Annotated in this window: 15 protein-coding genes and 1 tRNA gene; 1 reads left to right on the forward strand and 15 read right to left on the reverse strand. The window is 63.5% G+C overall.

Annotated elements, in window-relative coordinates; genetic code table 11:
* The 10 genes from AC1DS3_RS14855 to AC1DS3_RS14900 form a co-directional block, all read right to left on the reverse strand.
* Positions 1-600 (reverse strand): NADH-quinone oxidoreductase subunit C, encoded by a 600-nt coding sequence (locus AC1DS3_RS14855; protein ID WP_441640614.1) that lies wholly within the window; start codon positions 598-600, stop codon positions 1-3.
* Position 601: 1 nt separating this feature from the next.
* Complete coding sequence (locus tag AC1DS3_RS14860; RefSeq protein ID WP_006156837.1) at positions 602-1,084, reverse strand: NuoB/complex I 20 kDa subunit family protein; 483 nt, start codon at positions 1,082-1,084, stop codon at positions 602-604.
* Between the two features lie 6 nt (positions 1,085-1,090).
* Positions 1,091-1,450, reverse strand: a complete 360-nt coding sequence (locus AC1DS3_RS14865) for an NADH-quinone oxidoreductase subunit A (RefSeq protein ID WP_006156838.1) — start codon at positions 1,448-1,450, stop codon at positions 1,091-1,093.
* Positions 1,451-1,614: 164 nt separating this feature from the next.
* Positions 1,615-1,699: transfer RNA gene (locus AC1DS3_RS14870), tRNA-Leu, on the reverse strand.
* A gap of 208 nt (positions 1,700-1,907) precedes the next feature.
* The gene (secG, locus tag AC1DS3_RS14875; RefSeq protein ID WP_150983745.1) at positions 1,908-2,276 is read right to left on the reverse strand and encodes a preprotein translocase subunit SecG; all 369 of its coding nucleotides are present in this window, start codon (positions 2,274-2,276) and stop codon (positions 1,908-1,910) included.
* A 46-nt stretch (positions 2,277-2,322) separates the two neighbouring features.
* Complete coding sequence (tpiA, locus tag AC1DS3_RS14880; protein ID WP_477109609.1) at positions 2,323-3,060, reverse strand: triose-phosphate isomerase; 738 nt, start codon at positions 3,058-3,060, stop codon at positions 2,323-2,325.
* 139 nt (positions 3,061-3,199) lie between these two features.
* Positions 3,200-4,204, reverse strand: coding sequence for an NAD(P)H-quinone oxidoreductase (locus AC1DS3_RS14885; protein WP_477127444.1), 1,005 nt, complete (start codon positions 4,202-4,204; stop codon positions 3,200-3,202).
* Positions 4,205-4,413: 209 nt separating this feature from the next.
* Positions 4,414-6,618 carry a polyribonucleotide nucleotidyltransferase gene (pnp, locus tag AC1DS3_RS14890; protein ID WP_477127445.1) on the reverse strand — a complete coding sequence of 735 codons (2,205 nt, stop codon included), beginning with the start codon at positions 6,616-6,618 and terminating at the stop codon, positions 4,414-4,416.
* 500 nt (positions 6,619-7,118) lie between these two features.
* Entirely contained in the window at positions 7,119-7,391 is a 273-nt protein-coding gene (rpsO, locus tag AC1DS3_RS14895; RefSeq protein WP_441640617.1) for a 30S ribosomal protein S15, read from the reverse strand.
* 190 nt (positions 7,392-7,581) lie between these two features.
* Positions 7,582-8,826, reverse strand: a complete 1,245-nt coding sequence (locus AC1DS3_RS14900; RefSeq protein ID WP_441640618.1) for a branched-chain amino acid ABC transporter substrate-binding protein — start codon at positions 8,824-8,826, stop codon at positions 7,582-7,584.
* Between the two features lie 219 nt (positions 8,827-9,045).
* Between AC1DS3_RS14900 and AC1DS3_RS14905 the strand changes: the two genes are divergently transcribed.
* Complete coding sequence (locus AC1DS3_RS14905; RefSeq protein WP_441640619.1) at positions 9,046-9,576, forward strand: hypothetical protein; 531 nt, start codon at positions 9,046-9,048, stop codon at positions 9,574-9,576.
* Between the two features lie 104 nt (positions 9,577-9,680).
* Here the strand turns inward: AC1DS3_RS14905 and AC1DS3_RS14910 are convergent, their stop codons facing one another.
* The 5 genes from AC1DS3_RS14910 to ilvC all read right to left on the reverse strand — a co-directional run.
* Positions 9,681-11,219: a 2-isopropylmalate synthase gene (locus tag AC1DS3_RS14910; protein ID WP_477127446.1), complete on the reverse strand. Its 1,539-nt coding sequence runs from the start codon at positions 11,217-11,219 to the stop codon at positions 9,681-9,683.
* A 377-nt stretch (positions 11,220-11,596) separates the two neighbouring features.
* Positions 11,597-12,106: a peptidoglycan-binding protein LysM gene (gene lysM / locus AC1DS3_RS14915; RefSeq protein WP_441640620.1), complete on the reverse strand. Its 510-nt coding sequence runs from the start codon at positions 12,104-12,106 to the stop codon at positions 11,597-11,599.
* Between the two features lie 144 nt (positions 12,107-12,250).
* On the reverse strand, positions 12,251-13,153 hold the full coding sequence (gene pssA / locus AC1DS3_RS14920; protein ID WP_441640621.1) for a CDP-diacylglycerol--serine O-phosphatidyltransferase: 903 nt from the start codon (positions 13,151-13,153) through the stop codon (positions 12,251-12,253).
* A 42-nt stretch (positions 13,154-13,195) separates the two neighbouring features.
* Positions 13,196-13,840: a phosphatidylserine decarboxylase gene (locus tag AC1DS3_RS14925; RefSeq protein ID WP_441640622.1), complete on the reverse strand. Its 645-nt coding sequence runs from the start codon at positions 13,838-13,840 to the stop codon at positions 13,196-13,198.
* A 156-nt stretch (positions 13,841-13,996) separates the two neighbouring features.
* The coding region (ilvC, locus tag AC1DS3_RS14930) for a ketol-acid reductoisomerase (protein ID WP_477127447.1) at positions 13,997-14,618 on the reverse strand (622 nt) is incomplete at its 5' end.

The raw sequence follows: 14,618 nt of genomic DNA on the forward strand, positions 1-14,618 counted from the left end.
TCAGTGCTGCAAGCCGCCGTAATTCTCTTCGCGGATCACGCGGGGCGTGACCTCGCGCGGCTCGATCGTGACGGGCTGATAGATCACCCGCTTTTGCTCGGGGTCGTAGCGCATCTCGACATAGCCCGAGACCGGGAAATCCTTGCGGAACGGGTGGCCGACAAAACCATAGTCGGTCAGCAGGCGGCGCAGGTCGTTGTGGCCTTCGAACACGATGCCGTAGAAGTCGAACGCTTCGCGCTCGAACCAGTTCGCCGAGTTCCAGACGTCGGTCAGCGAGGGCACCACGGGCACGTCGTCGTCCGGCGCGAACACGCGTACGCGCAAGCGCCAGTTATGCTTGATCGAGATCAGGTGCGTCACGGCCGCGAAACGGGGACCGTCCCAGGCGCCGTCGCCGTAGGTGGAATAGTCGACGCCGCACACATCGAGCAGCTGCTCAAAATGCAGTGCGGGATCGTCGCGCAGCATCAGCGCGCTTTCCAGGTAGTCATCGGCCTTGACGATAAGGGTAATCTCGCCTAGCGCCTCTACCAGTTTCTGGATACGCTTGCCCAGTACCTTTTCGAGCGCGGCCTTCAGAGTATCGAGGTTCGACATGTCAGCCCTTGCGCGCGATGGTGTTGGTGCGACGGATCTTGTTCTGCAACTGGATGATGCCGTAGATCAACGCTTCCGCCGTCGGGGGGCAGCCAGGCACATAGATATCCACCGGCACGATCCGATCGCAACCACGCACCACTGAATACGAGTAGTGATAGTAGCCACCGCCATTCGCGCAGGAACCCATCGAGATCACCCAACGCGGCTCTGCCATCTGGTCATAGACCTTGCGCAGCGCKGGGGCCATCTTGTTGCACAGCGTGCCGGCCACGATCATCACGTCCGACTGGCGCGGCGACGGGCGGAAAATCACGCCGAAGCGGTCCATGTCGTAGCGCGCGGCGCCAGCATGCATCATTTCCACAGCGCAGCACGCCAGGCCAAAGGTCATCGGCCAGAGCGACCCGGTGCGGGTCCAGTTGATCAGCTTGTCAGCGGTAGTCGTGACGAAGCCTTCATTGAGAACGCCTTCGATTGCCATATCACATCACTCCCAATCGAGCGCGCCCTTTTTCCAGATGTAGACGAAGCCCACGATGAATTCCAGCAGAAACACGCCCATGGCGAAGAAACCCGGCCAGCCGATATCCCGCAGGGCTACACCCCAGGGAAACAGGAAGGCGGTCTCGAGATCGAACAGGATAAAAAGAATAGCGATGAGGTAGTAGCGCACGTCGAACTTCATGCGCGCGTCCTCGAACGCTTCGAAGCCGCACTCGTACGGAGAGAGCTTCGCGGGATCAGGTTTGTTTGGACCGAGAATTCGGCCAATCGACATCAGTGCAATGCCGAGCACGACACCGAAGATGATGAAGATGAGGACGGGGAAGTAGGCTTCGAGATTCAAGGTACGGCCAGCCTTATCTGGAATGTTGTCAACAGCACCAGCGGTAAGCGGCGTCCTGTTGCCCACCCCAAGCGCCATTCCGTAGAAATTACGACGCCGCCTTGCGGACTGGCCGGGGCATACATCCGGGATGCGCTCCGGATGTATGCCCCGATCAAGTTGTTTGGTGCCGACGGCGAGACTCGAACTCGCACAGCTTTCGCCACTACCCCCTCAAGATAGCGTGTCTACCAATTTCACCACGTCGGCTGGGGGAGAAACAATATTGCCTCGCGCCGGGCTTTTCAGGGCCCTGGGTTTTTACACCCTTCGGAACTCTGGCTGGGATACTACTTTATCCTGGCTGGAGCCCCGTCGCTGGGGGATCGTTTCAAGCCTTGTATTCTAACCTAGGATTCTTGTTTTGTTCAATGCACAACAGCAAAAATCTTCAAGAATAAGTCACAAGGCTGGTTGATTATTTCGGTACAGCAGGCGCAGAAGGATTCGAGGCCGCGGCAGCCGATGCAGCAGCAGGCGCCGAAGCCCCCGCCACCGCCGGCGCCACCGCGGGCGCGGAGCCCATCACGCCCAGCGAAGCTGCCGGCCGGTAGTTGCCCATCAGCGTCAGGCTCAGCGTGCAGATGAAGAACAGCGTCGCCAGCACGGCGGTGGTACGCGACAGGAAGTTGGCCGAGCCGGTGGCGCCGAACAGGCTGCCCGAGGCCCCCGAGCCGAACGCCGCGCCGACATCAGCGCCCTTGCCATGCTGCAGCAGCACCAGGCCAATCACGCCAAGCGCGGACAGTACCTGCGCCACTACCAACAAAGTTTTGAAAATTGCCATTTGGTTCGATTCGCTTGCCTGATCAGACCCTATGAGCGGCCGGCATTCAGGCGTTGCCGATCGCGAGGAAATCGTCCGACTTCAACGAGGCGCCTCCGATGAGGCCCCCGTCGATGTCGGGCATGGAAAATAGTTCTGCCGCGTTGTCCGGCTTCACGCTGCCACCGTACAACATGGCCATGCGAGCCGCCACGCCTGCGTCGCGCGCCGCCACCTGGGCGCGCAGGAAAGCGTGCACGGCCTGGGCCTGCTCGCTGCTTGCGGTCTTGCCCGTGCCGATCGCCCACACTGGCTCATAGGCCAGCACGATGCGGCCGAGTTGCTCAAGCGAGAGGGCCTCGAGCACGGCGCCGAGCTGGCGGCCAACCACGGCCTCGGTCTCGCCGGCCTCGCGCTGCGCCAGGCTCTCGCCCACGCACACCACCGGCACAATGCCGAACTCCAGCGCGCGCACCGCCTTGGCCGCCACCGTGGCATCGGTCTCGCCATGGTAGCTGCGGCGCTCCGAATGCCCCACCAGGGCATACGAAACACCGAACTCAGCCAGCATGGAGGCCGCGACCTCGCCCGTGAAGGCACCACGCGCCTCGGCGGACACGTCCTGCGCGCCCCAGGCCACCACGGACCCGGCCAGCAACGCCTGGCACTGCGCAAGATACGGGAACGGCGCGCATACCGCCAGGCGCGCGCTTGCGGGCGCTGCCTTGATCGCTTCCAGCAAGGCCACATTGGCAGCCAGGCTGCCGTGCATCTTCCAGTTGCCGATAACGAGCTTTTGTCTCACAGGGCGCCCCTCTCAATCAAACCGGCTATTGTAGCGCGCGCCAAGGCCCTACGCCACAGAAGGGCCCCTAAATCGGCCCGGGGCGCGAGGCCCCGGCCGCACTCGGCCACACTCGGCCATCAGCCCGCTACCAGCGGCATTACCAGGTAAGGACGATCTTGCCGATGTGCTCGCTGGACTCCATCAGCCGATGCGCATCGGCGGCCTGGGCGGCCGGGAAGGTCTGGTGGATCAACGGCTTGATCTTGCCCGCGGCCAGCAGCGGCCACACGTGCTGGTGCAACGCCTGCGCGATCTCGCCCTTGAACGCCACCGGGCGGGGACGCAGCGTGGAGCCCGTCACGGTGATACGGCGGCGCAGGATATCGCCCAGCGGGATCTCGGCCTTGGCGCCACCCAGCAGCGCGATGATCACAATGCGGCCATCGTCGGCGACGCAGGCCAGCTCGCGCGCCAGATACGGGCCGGCCACCATGTCGAGGATGACATCCGCGCCACGGCCGCCGGTCAGGGCCTTGACCTCGGCGACAAAGTCCTCGGCCTTGTAGTTGATGGCACGGTCGGCGCCCAGTTCCTCGCAGGCACGGCACTTGTCGGCGCTGCCGGCGGTGACGAAGACTTTGTGGCCCAGGGCCTTGGCGATCTGGATGGCGGTCGTGCCGATGCCGCTCGAGCCGCCCTGAATCAGCAGGGTCTCGTCCTTGCCCAGCGGGCCGCGGCCCAGGTAGCCGCGATCGAATACGTTGCTCCACACGGTGAAGAACGTCTCCGGCAATGCGGCCGCCTCGACATCCGACAGGCCCGCCGGCACCGGCAGGCATTGCGCCGYGGGGGCCACGCACAACTCGGCGTAGCCGCCGCCCTGCACCAGCGCGCACACGCGATCGCCCAGCTTCAGGCCGAAGCGGTTGTCGGGGTGCGCCAGGTCGCCGCCGGCCACCACGCCGGCCACTTCCAGGCCCGGCAGGTCGGACGCGCCGGGTGGCACCGGGTAGTTGCCGGTACGCTGGAATACATCTGGACGGTTGATGCCRGCCGCGGCCACGCGGATCAGGATCTCGCCGGCCTTGGGCACGGGGTCGGGGCGTTGCGCCAGCTGCAGGACTTCGGGGGCGCCGTACTCGCGGATTTCGATGGCTTGCATTGCTGCTCCTTGCGGTTAGGGACCTCGCGCATGCGGCGGGCTCGCGCACGCAGGGCGGGGGGATCAATCTGGGCACCCGCCATGCAGCGGGCCGAACAGCCGGGCCGCATGGGGTGGGACTGGCGGGAGTGTAAACAAAAAAGCGGCTGGACATCGCCAGCCGCTTTTTCTGCTACGGGTACCGTCGTTCTACCGGCACCGTAAAACGCTTACTGCTGTTGCTGATCAGCCGAAGGCGTCGTCGGCGCGGCCGGTGCTGCCGGTGCTGCCGGAGCAGCCGGTGCCTCGCTGGTGTTGGCGATCGGGCTGATGCTGCCGCCCTCTTCGGCCAGCGCGGCCTTCAGGGACAGGCGCAGGCGGCCCTTCTCGTCAGCCTGGATCAGCTTGACGCGCACGTGTTGACCTTCCTTGAGCCAGTCCTTGATGTCCTTGACGCGTTCGTTGACGATCTCGGAGATATGCAGCAGGCCATCCTTGCCCGGCAGGATGTTGACGATGGCGCCAAAGTCCAGCAGCTTGAGCACGGTGCCGGCGTAGATCTTGCCCACTTCGGCTTCCGCGGTGATGCCTTCGATGCGGCGCTTGGCTTCGGCCATGCCTTCGGTCGAGGTCGAGGCGATGGTGATGGTACCGTCTTCCTGGATGTCGATGGTGGTGCCGGTTTCCTTGGTCAGGGCCTGGATGGTCGAGCCGCCCTTGCCGATCACTTCGCGGATCTTGTCCGGATGGATCTTCATGGTGATCATGCGCGGTGCGTGCTCCGACAGCTCGGTGCGCGCATGGCCCATCGCGTCCTGCATCTTGCCCAGGATATGCAGGCGGCCTTCCTTGGCTTGCGCCAGCGCGACCTGCATGATTTCCTTGGTGATGCCCTGGACCTTGATGTCCATCTGCAGCGCGGTGATGCCGGTGTCGGTACCCGCGACCTTGAAGTCCATGTCGCCGAGGTGGTCCTCGTCGCCCAGGATGTCGGTCAGCACGGCGAACTTGTTGCCTTCCAGGATCAGGCCCATGGCCACGCCGGCCACGTGCGCCTTGATCGGAACGCCTGCGTCCATCAGTGCCAGGCAGCCGCCGCACACCGATGCCATCGACGACGAGCCGTTGGATTCGGTGATTTCGGACACCAGGCGGATGGTGTAGGCAAATTCGTCATCCTTCGGCAGGACCGGGATCAGCGCGCGCTTGGCCAGGCGGCCGTGGCCGATTTCGCGGCGCTTGGGGCTGCCCACGCGGCCGGTTTCGCCGGTGGCGAACGGAGGCATGTTGTAGTGGAGCATGAAGCGGTCGCGGTACTCGCCGGCGAGCGCGTCGATGATCTGCTCATCGCCCTTGGTGCCCAGCGTGGCAACCACCAGCGCCTGGGTTTCGCCACGGGTGAAGATGGCCGAGCCGTGAGCGCGCGGCAGCACCGACGAGCGGATCTCGATCGGGCGCACGGTGCGGGTGTCGCGGCCGTCGATGCGCGGCTCGCCCGACAGCACCTGGCTGCGCACGATCTTGGCTTCGATGTCGAACAGCACGTTGCCCACTTCGACCTTGTCGGCTTCCACGCCGGCTTCGGCCAGCTTTGCCGCCACGGTGGCGTAGACTTCCTTGAGCTTTTGGCTGCGAGCCGACTTCTGGCGCAGCTGGTAGACGTCCTGCAGCAGCGGCAGGGCGATTTCGCCGACCTTGGCGATCAGCGCTTCGTTCTTCGGGGCCGCGGTCCAGTCCCACTCCGGCTTGCCGCCGTCGCGCACCAGGTCATGGATGGCATTGATGGCCGTCTGCATTTGCTCGTGGCCGTAGACCACGGCGCCCAGCATCACCTCTTCCGACAGTTGGCGGGCTTCCGACTCCACCATCAGTACGGCGCGCTCGGTACCGGCAACCACCAGGTCCAGTTCCGAAGCGGCGATTTGCGAGCGGGTCGGGTTCAGCAGGTACTGGCCGTCCTTGTAGCCAACGCGCGCTGCGCCGACCGGGCCGCTGAACGGAATGCCCGACACTGCCAGGGCAGCCGAGGCGCCGATCAGGGCGGGGATGTCAGCCGGGACTTCCGGGTTCAGCGACAGCACGTGGATGACCACTTGCACTTCGTTGTAGAAGCCTTCCGGGAACAGCGGGCGCAGCGGGCGGTCGATCAGGCGCGAGGTCAGCGTCTCGTTTTCCGACGGACGRCCTTCRCGCTTGAAGWAGCCRCCGGGGATCTTGCCGGCWGCGTAGGTCTTTTCGAKGTAGTYGACGGTSAGCGGGAAGAAATCCTGGCCSGSCTTSGGCGACTTGGCAGCGACAACGGTGGCGAGCACCACGGTGTCTTCAATGTCGACGATCACGGCRCCGCCAGCCTGGCGGGCRACCTCGCCGGTTTCCAGGCGCACCTTGTGCTGGCCCCACTGGAATTCCTTGACGATCTTGTTGAACATGGTCATGAGCGTTCCTTTTGTTCGTGCTTGCACGCTTGTGCAACGCCCGCGTTAGCAGCCGCGGGCGAACTGCCGGATCAGCGTCGGCCTCAGTCACAGGGAAGTGCTATGCCATTCCAGCGCGATACCTGGTGCGATACCTGGTTCTGGTACGTGGGCATCTGCCTGGGCAAATACCGCGCTGGAATGACACAAAGCCCCGCTTCCTTGCCCGACTCCGGTATGGATTAACAGTAAAAAAGCTGAAAAAAGCTAAAGAACACAGTAACTTACTCCGTTGCACGTCTTGGCGCAACGTGTGCCAKCCCTCGGGGTCATGGCACCATCAAGTAGAGCAAAAATCACTTGCAGCAATACCAGACATCGACCGGGCAGCGGCCGGACCTGCGACATTTCATCCGCAAAAACAAAATGCCTGCATCAGCGAGGCTGACGCAGGCATTAGTGGCTCACGCGAAGGCGTGCAGTGCATCCATTCGTGCTGCCATCCGGACGATCCTGGCTGCTTACTTACGCAGGCCGAGCTTCTCGATCAGCGAACGATAACGGTCGGCATCGTTGGCCTTGAGGTAGTCCAGCAGGCGACGACGACGGCTCACCATGCGCAGCAGACCGCGGCGGCTGTGGTGATCCTTCATGTTGGCCTTGAAGTGGGGGGTCAGTTCGTTGATGCGGGTGGTCAGCAAAGCGACCTGGACTTCGGGGCTACCCGTGTCGTTGGCGGCACGTGCGAACTGCTTGATGACTTCGGTTTTGCTGCTGACTTGGGCTTCTGCCATGGTGATTTCCTTTTCACTTGCGAACGCTACAGCACGAAATGTGCCGCATGCGTCGTGCCTTGTGCGTGTCTTACATACAGGCAACTGTCTCGCCGGGCCGGTTTTTGACAACCGGCTGGCTATGACAGCGGGCGATTATAACGGAAAACGGGCCGGCGATGGCATTTGCGGCAACGCCGGCCCGGAGCCGCTAGAACCGCTCCATCTTGCAAGTCGTGGGCAACATGGTCTGCGCCGACTTTAGCTTCCTCACCGTGCGAAAGCCATAGCCCGACCCCTCGTTGTCAAAGCGCACATCGCCGCCCTGCTTCTCCATCACCGACACGTAGAGCGGCTGCAGCACCTGGTGGTCATCGGCGCGGATCGTCGCATCATGGAAGTCGTTGACGTAGCGCATKCCCTCCAGCGCACGCGCCACCTTGACGGCGTCGGTCGAGCCCGCCTGCTCGATGGCCCTGGCAAGCATCTCCACCATCATCTGCATGCGCAGGTGAACGTAGTCGTCCCTGGGCTCAGGGTAACGGGCACGGAACGCCTGGTAGAACGCGTCCGACGCCGCGCCGCCCACGTTGGGGTGCCACTCCGCCACCGCGAGCACACGCCCTACCCCGGCATCGCCCATGGCCGCCGGCGCGCCCAGCCCGTTGCCGTAGAAGGTGTAAAACTTGGCGTTCAGCCCGCCCTCGCGCGCGGCCTTGATCATCAGTGTGAGATCGTTGCCCCAGTTGCCCGTGATCACCGCATCCGCGCCGCTGGCCTTGATCTTGGCGATATACGGGGCAAAGTCCTTGATCTTGCCGATCGGGTGGAACTCATCGCCCACGATGCGCAGCTCAGGCCGCTTGGCCGCCAGCATCTCCCGTGCCGAACGCGACACCTGATGGCCGAAACTGTAGTCCTGGTCGATCAGGTAGACGCGCCGAACGCCGGCATCGGCACGGATGACTTCGGTCAGGGCCTGCATGCGCATGTCGGCGCTGGCATCGAAGCGGAAGTGCCAGAAGCTGCACCCCTCGTTGGTCAGTGTGGGATCGACCGCCGAGTAATTCAGGAAGAGCACGCGGGCATCGGGCTGCCGGCTGTTGTGGCGGTTGATCGCGCTGACCAGCGCGCCAGCCACCGCTGAGCTGTTGCCCTGCAGGACAAAGGGAATCCGCTTGTCCACCAGAGCGCGCAACTGGATCAGGCTCTCGTCGACATTGCCCTTGCTATCGAAGGTAACCAGCTCGAGGGGCCGCGCGCCTTCCGCGGTCTTGACGCCACCGCGCGCATTGACGCGGTCGATGGCGATCCGCAGGTTGCGCACCACCGCGTCGCCAGCGTTGGCAAAGGGGCCGGACAACCCTTCGATCATGCCGAGACGGATCGGCTCCTGCGCGCCGGCGCTCGCCGCCACCGCCAGCAAACAGCCCGCCAGCCATCGTTTAGCCCACATCAAGTGATCTCCCGCCAAAGCGCTGCATGGTAAGCCAGGGACCCAGCCTAGGCAAATCGGATCGCATTCGCGGCAAAACGGGAAATTGGGCGAGGATGGGGGTGCCATGGCGGCGCTTACCCTCAGAAAGCCAGCACGTGCCACATGAGGCGCACACAACTTCTGCGCGCCGCTACACTCTTAGTCCATATCATCACGAATTTGAACAAGAGGACTGTCATGAACGCCTCATCGTCGCGCCGTGCTGCCCAGTGGCTCGTGCTAGCTGCAGCGGCAGCGGTCCTGCCGGCCTGCTCGGTGCTGCAACCGGTCAAAGCCGGCCAGGACATGGTGGGCGCGCCAGAAGCCGCCGTACAAGCCCATTTCGGCACGCCAACCGATACCTACCAGCTAGCCGACGGCACGCAGCGCTGGATCTACTCCAAGCAACCCTTCGGGCAACAATCCTACGCGGCTGACTTCGACCGCAGCGGCCATCTGACCATGTTCCGGCAGATGCTGCAAACCAGCGAGCTCTACAAGGCGAAAGTCGATGTGTGGACCAAGCTGGACGTGGAGCAACACTTCGGCAAGCCGCGCGAGCCCAAGCAGTATTACCCGCTGATGAAGCGCGAAGTGTGGTCTTACCGCTTCAAGCATGAAGACAACTGGCCGTCGATGTTCCATTTCTATTTCGACGACGCCGGCGTGCTGCGCCAGACCCAGATCACGCCAGACCCGCTCGCGGACGGGCCTGGCCGGCGCCGCTGAAGGCAGAGAAATGCAAAAAGCCCGCCGTCATCCTCATGGGAATGCGGCGGGCCGATTCAAGCCCCGCGGCCGGATAGGCCGCGAGCTTACCGGTCAGATCGGGATCAGATCTGCGGGTTGATCTTCTGCACGGCCTTGTCGTGCAGTTTGTTCAGCGCGGCCAGGTAGGCCTTGGCCGAGGCGGCCACGATATCGGGATCGGTGCCCACGCCGTTAACGATGCGCCCACCCTTGGACAAACGGACCGTCACTTCGCCCTGGGCCTGCGTGCCGGCGGTGATGGCATTGACCGAATACAGCACCAGCTCGGCGCCGCTGGCGACCTTGCCCTCGATGGCGTGCAGCGTGGCATCGACCGGGCCATTGCCCTCGCCTTCCCCCGTCACCTCATTGCCGTCCATGTTGAACACCACGCGCGCATGCGGGCGCTCGCCGGTCTCGGAGTGCTGCGACAGCGAGATAAAGCGGAAGTGCTCGTTGACGTCGTGCGCCTCGTCGGAAACGATGGCCATGATGTCTTCATCGAAGATCTCGGACTTCTGGTCGGCGAGTTCCTTGAAGCGGGTGAACGCGGCGTTGACCTCGCCCTCGCTCTCCAGCTCGATGCCGAGTTCCTGCAGGCGTTGCTTGAAGGCGTTGCGGCCCGAGAGCTTGCCCAGCACGATCTTATTGGCGGTCCAGCCCACGTCTTCCGCGCGCATGATCTCGTAGGTATCGCGCGCCTTCAGCACGCCATCCTGGTGGATGCCCGAAGCATGCGCGAAGGCATTGGCGCCCACAACGGCCTTGTTGGGCTGCACCACGAAGCCGGTGATCTGCGACACCAGTTTGGAAGCCGGCAYGATCTGCGTGGTATCCACGCCGACGTCCATGTCGAAGTAGTCGCGGCGCGTCTTCACCGCCATCACGACTTCTTCCAGGCTGGTATTGCCGGCACGCTCGCCGAGGCCGTTGATGGTGCACTCGACCTGGCGCGCACCGCCGAGCTTGACCGCCGCCAGCGAATTGGCCACGGCCATGCCGAGGTCGTTGTGGCAATGCACGGACCAGATGGCCTTGTCGGAATTGGGGATGCGTTCGCGCACCGAGCGGATCAGGCCCGCGTAGCCTTCCGGCACGGCGTAGCCCACCGTATCCGGCAGGTTGATGGTGGTAGCGCCTTCCTTGATCACGCCTTCGAGCACGCGGCACAGGAAATCCATGTCCGAGCGGCTGCCGTCTTCGGGCGAGAATTCGATATCGTCGGTGAACTGGCGCGCAAAGCGCACCGCCTGGATGGCTTGCTCGAAAACCTGGTCCGGCGTCATGCGCAGCTTCTTTTCCATATGCAGCGCCGAGGTGGCGATGAAGGTATGGATGCGGAAGGAGTTGGCCGGCTTGAGCGCCTCCGCGGCGCGGGCGATATCGCGGTCGTTGGCGCGGGCCAGCGAGCAGATGGTCGAATCCTTGACGACCTGGGCGATGGAGCGGATCGCTTCGAAGTCGCCGTTGGAGCTGGCGGCGAAGCCCGCTTCGATCACGTCGACCTTCAGGCGCTCCAGCTGGCGCGCGATGCGGATCTTTTCCTCGCGGGTCATGGAGGCGCCGGGCGACTGCTCGCCGTCGCGCAAGGTGGTGTCGAAAATAATGAGTTTGTCGGACATGGTTGGGGCTCCTGGGCTGACTTTTGTATTTGGTGAATCGGGTGGATGTCTCGGCATCCGCCGTTTCGTTCTGCTGTGCTGCTGTATTCGTGCTGAATGCAAAACGCCCCGGCGTGCAGTGATGCRGGCCGGGGCGTTTATAAATCCTGTGTGACTTTACGCGAGGGGCTTGGCTTCCCTCAGCGCGAACGCGTCCCGACCTGACGGCCTAGTAGGCCACCTAGAATGGTGCGGGCGAGTAGAGCTTGGCGCGAAATCATGTGAGCGACTATAGCCGAGAAGCCAGGTGTGTGCAATATGGATGCATCAATCAGGCCGTATCCGGCCGACAGCCGAAAAACAGGCCAGGGAGCGCCATGCCCCCTGGGCGGCGGGCGTCAGGCCTTGGGCGGGATGCGCAACTTCTGGCCGGGGTAGATCTTGTCCGGATTCGTCAACATCGGCTCGTTGGCCTCGAAAATCGCGGTGTACAGCGCGCCGTTGCCGTAGGCCGTCTGGGAGATCGCCCACAGGGTGTCGCCCTTGACCACGGTGTGCCAGGTCGATTCGGTGGAGTCGACATTGACCGACATCTTGTCGTCGACCTTGTCCACGCCTTGCACATTGCCGCAGCACAGGATGATCTTCTCGCGGGTGGCCTGGTCCGGCGCCACGCCGAACACCGTCACCAGCCCTTGCGAGCCGTCCACCTGCACCATCAACCCGGTGGCGTCGAGGTTCATCTGCTTGATGTAGCCTTCGATGGCATCGCCGGCGGCGCGGTTGGCCGCATCGGCATCGGCATCCGCCGCCGGCGCATCGGCCGGATCCGCCGCGGGAGCGGCTTGCGCTGCGCTGCCGCCAAACAGCTTCTCTCCTGCTTCCTTGATGAAGTCGAGCATGCCCATGAGAACCTCCAGTGATAAGTGGACAACAAGGGGGACTACATACAACCGAGGCTACAGTGAACCACGGCAAACGCCACGGCAATGCGGCAGCCTGGAAAACAAATGTAAAAAAAGGCGCCGCAGCGCCTTTTTACCAACCTGTGATCAGGATCGATCGTTCCCGCCGTCCCGCACCTTGCGGATTTCGGCCGGCTTGCCGTGCAGCGCATGCCAGCCCCACAGCAGGTAGCCGGAGATGGCGTAGGCCACGAACAGGCCAAACAACGCCACCGGCGGATCCGTCGAGACCACCACGAACAAGACCAGCACCAGCACCATCATGCCGAAGGGCACGCGATAGCGCACATCGAGCGCCTTGCCGCTATAGAACGGCGCGTTGGAGACCATCGACAAGCCGGCGTACAGCGTGATGCCGAACGCCACCCACGGCATCCACAGGTCCTTGACCGGCAGCTTGTTGTCGATCACCAGCCAGACAAAGCCGGCCACCAGCGCCGCCGCCGCCGGGCTGGGCAGCCCCTGGAAGAAGCGCTTGTCGACCACGCCGATGTTGGCATTGAAGCGCGCCAGGCGTAGCGCGGCGCAGGTGCAATACACAAAGGCGGCAATCCAGCCCCACTTGCCCAGGTCGTGCAGGATCCACTCATACATCACCAGCGCCGGCGCCACCCCGAACGAGGTCATGTCCGACAACGAATCGTATTGCTCGCCAAACGCGCTCTGCGTATTGGTGATGCGTGCGACACGCCCGTCCATGCCGTCCAGCACCATCGCGGCGAAGATGGCGATGGCCGCGCTGTCAAAGCGCATGTTCATGGCCTGCACGATGGCAAAGAAGCCGGCGAACAGCGCCGCGGTGGTGAACGCGTTGGGCAGCAGGTAAATGCCGCGACGCCGCGGGCGCACGTACTCGATGTCGTGATCGTCCCCGGCTTCGTCGTCGAAACTGTCGGACTCGTTGCCACGCAACTGATTGTGGCGGAAAGGACGCAAGTTGGTCACGTTGCCATTGGTAACGCGCTTATTGCGTCGGTTGAAAGCACCCATGCCTGTTCTCCAGTGGGTCTGATCTGTTCCGGCGTCGCCGGATTAATCCAGCTCAGCCAGGATGGTCGACGAGGCCGACACCTTCTCGCCGATGGTCACGCGCGGGCGCGCATCCACCGGCAGGTAGACGTCGACACGCGAGCCAAAGCGGATGAAGCCATAGCGCTGGCCGCGCGACAGCGTCTCGCCGACGCGGGTGTAGCAGAGGATGCGGCGGGCCACCAGGCCGGCCACCTGTACCAGGGTCACCACCTTGCCGTCTGCGGCACGGCGGATGACCACGGCGTTGCGTTCGTTCTCGATCGAAGCCTTGTCGAGGTCGGCGTTGACGAACTTGCCGGGAAAATACTCGACCTTCTCGACCTTGCCGTCCACGGACACCCGGTTGGAGTGTACGTTGAACACGTTCATGAAGACGCTGATCTTCAGCGCCTCGCGGCCCGCGTACGGGTCCATGGTCTTCTCGACCACCACGATGCGGCCATCGGCAGGCGCCAGGACAGCGTTCGGCTGGGCGGGAATGGACCGCGGCGGATCACGGAAGAACTGCAGCACGAACAGTGTAATGATCCACAGCGGCAAGGCCCACCAGAAGCCGGCGCTGACCTGCACCAGCAGCGAGATGACAAAGGCGCCAGCCAGGAACGGCCAGCCTTCACGGGCGATCAGCGGATGAGGATAGTTCATGCAATGCTTACTTGGTGGATAAAGTCTGACAAGGATAACAAAAAGCCGTTCAGCCCCCGCCTGAATAGCCCCTCGAGAGGGGGAATTGTGCGGAACACTGAACGGCTGCGGCCCGCGCCGTCAGGAGCGGCGGGCCGTCGGGCTGTCTAGTACAGCTTAGTTCTTCGACTGGTCGACCAGCTTGTTCTTTGCGATCCAGGGCATCATCGCGCGCAGCTTGGCACCCACTTCTTCGATCTGGTGCTCAGCGGTCAGGCGGCGGCGCGAGATCAGGGTCGGGGCGCCGGCCTTGTTCTCGAGCAAGAAGCTCTTGGCGTACTCGCCGGTCTGGATGTCGGTCAGGCATTGCTTCATGGCCTTCTTGGTCTCCTCGGTCACGACGCGCGGGCCGGTGACGTATTCGCCGTATTCGGCGTTGTTGGAGATCGAGTAGTTCATGTTGGCGATGCCGCCTTCATAGATCAGGTCGACGATCAGCTTGAGTTCGTGCAGGCACTCGAAGTAAGCCATTTCCGGCGCGTAGCCAGCTTCCACCAGCGTTTCGAAGCCAGCCTTGATCAGCTCGACGGTACCGCCGCACAGCACGGCTTGCTCGCCGAACAGGTCGGTTTCGGTTTCTTCGCGGAAGTTGGTTTCGATGATGCCGGCGCGGCCGCCGCCGTTGGCGGTAGCGTACGACAGGGCGATGTCACGGGCGGCGCCGGACTTGTCCTGGTGCACGGCGATCAGGTGGGGCACGCCGCCGCCTTGGGCGTAGGTCGAGCGCACGGTGTGGCCC

It is taken from the genome of Cupriavidus sp. 01L46 (genome assembly GCF_056399905.1).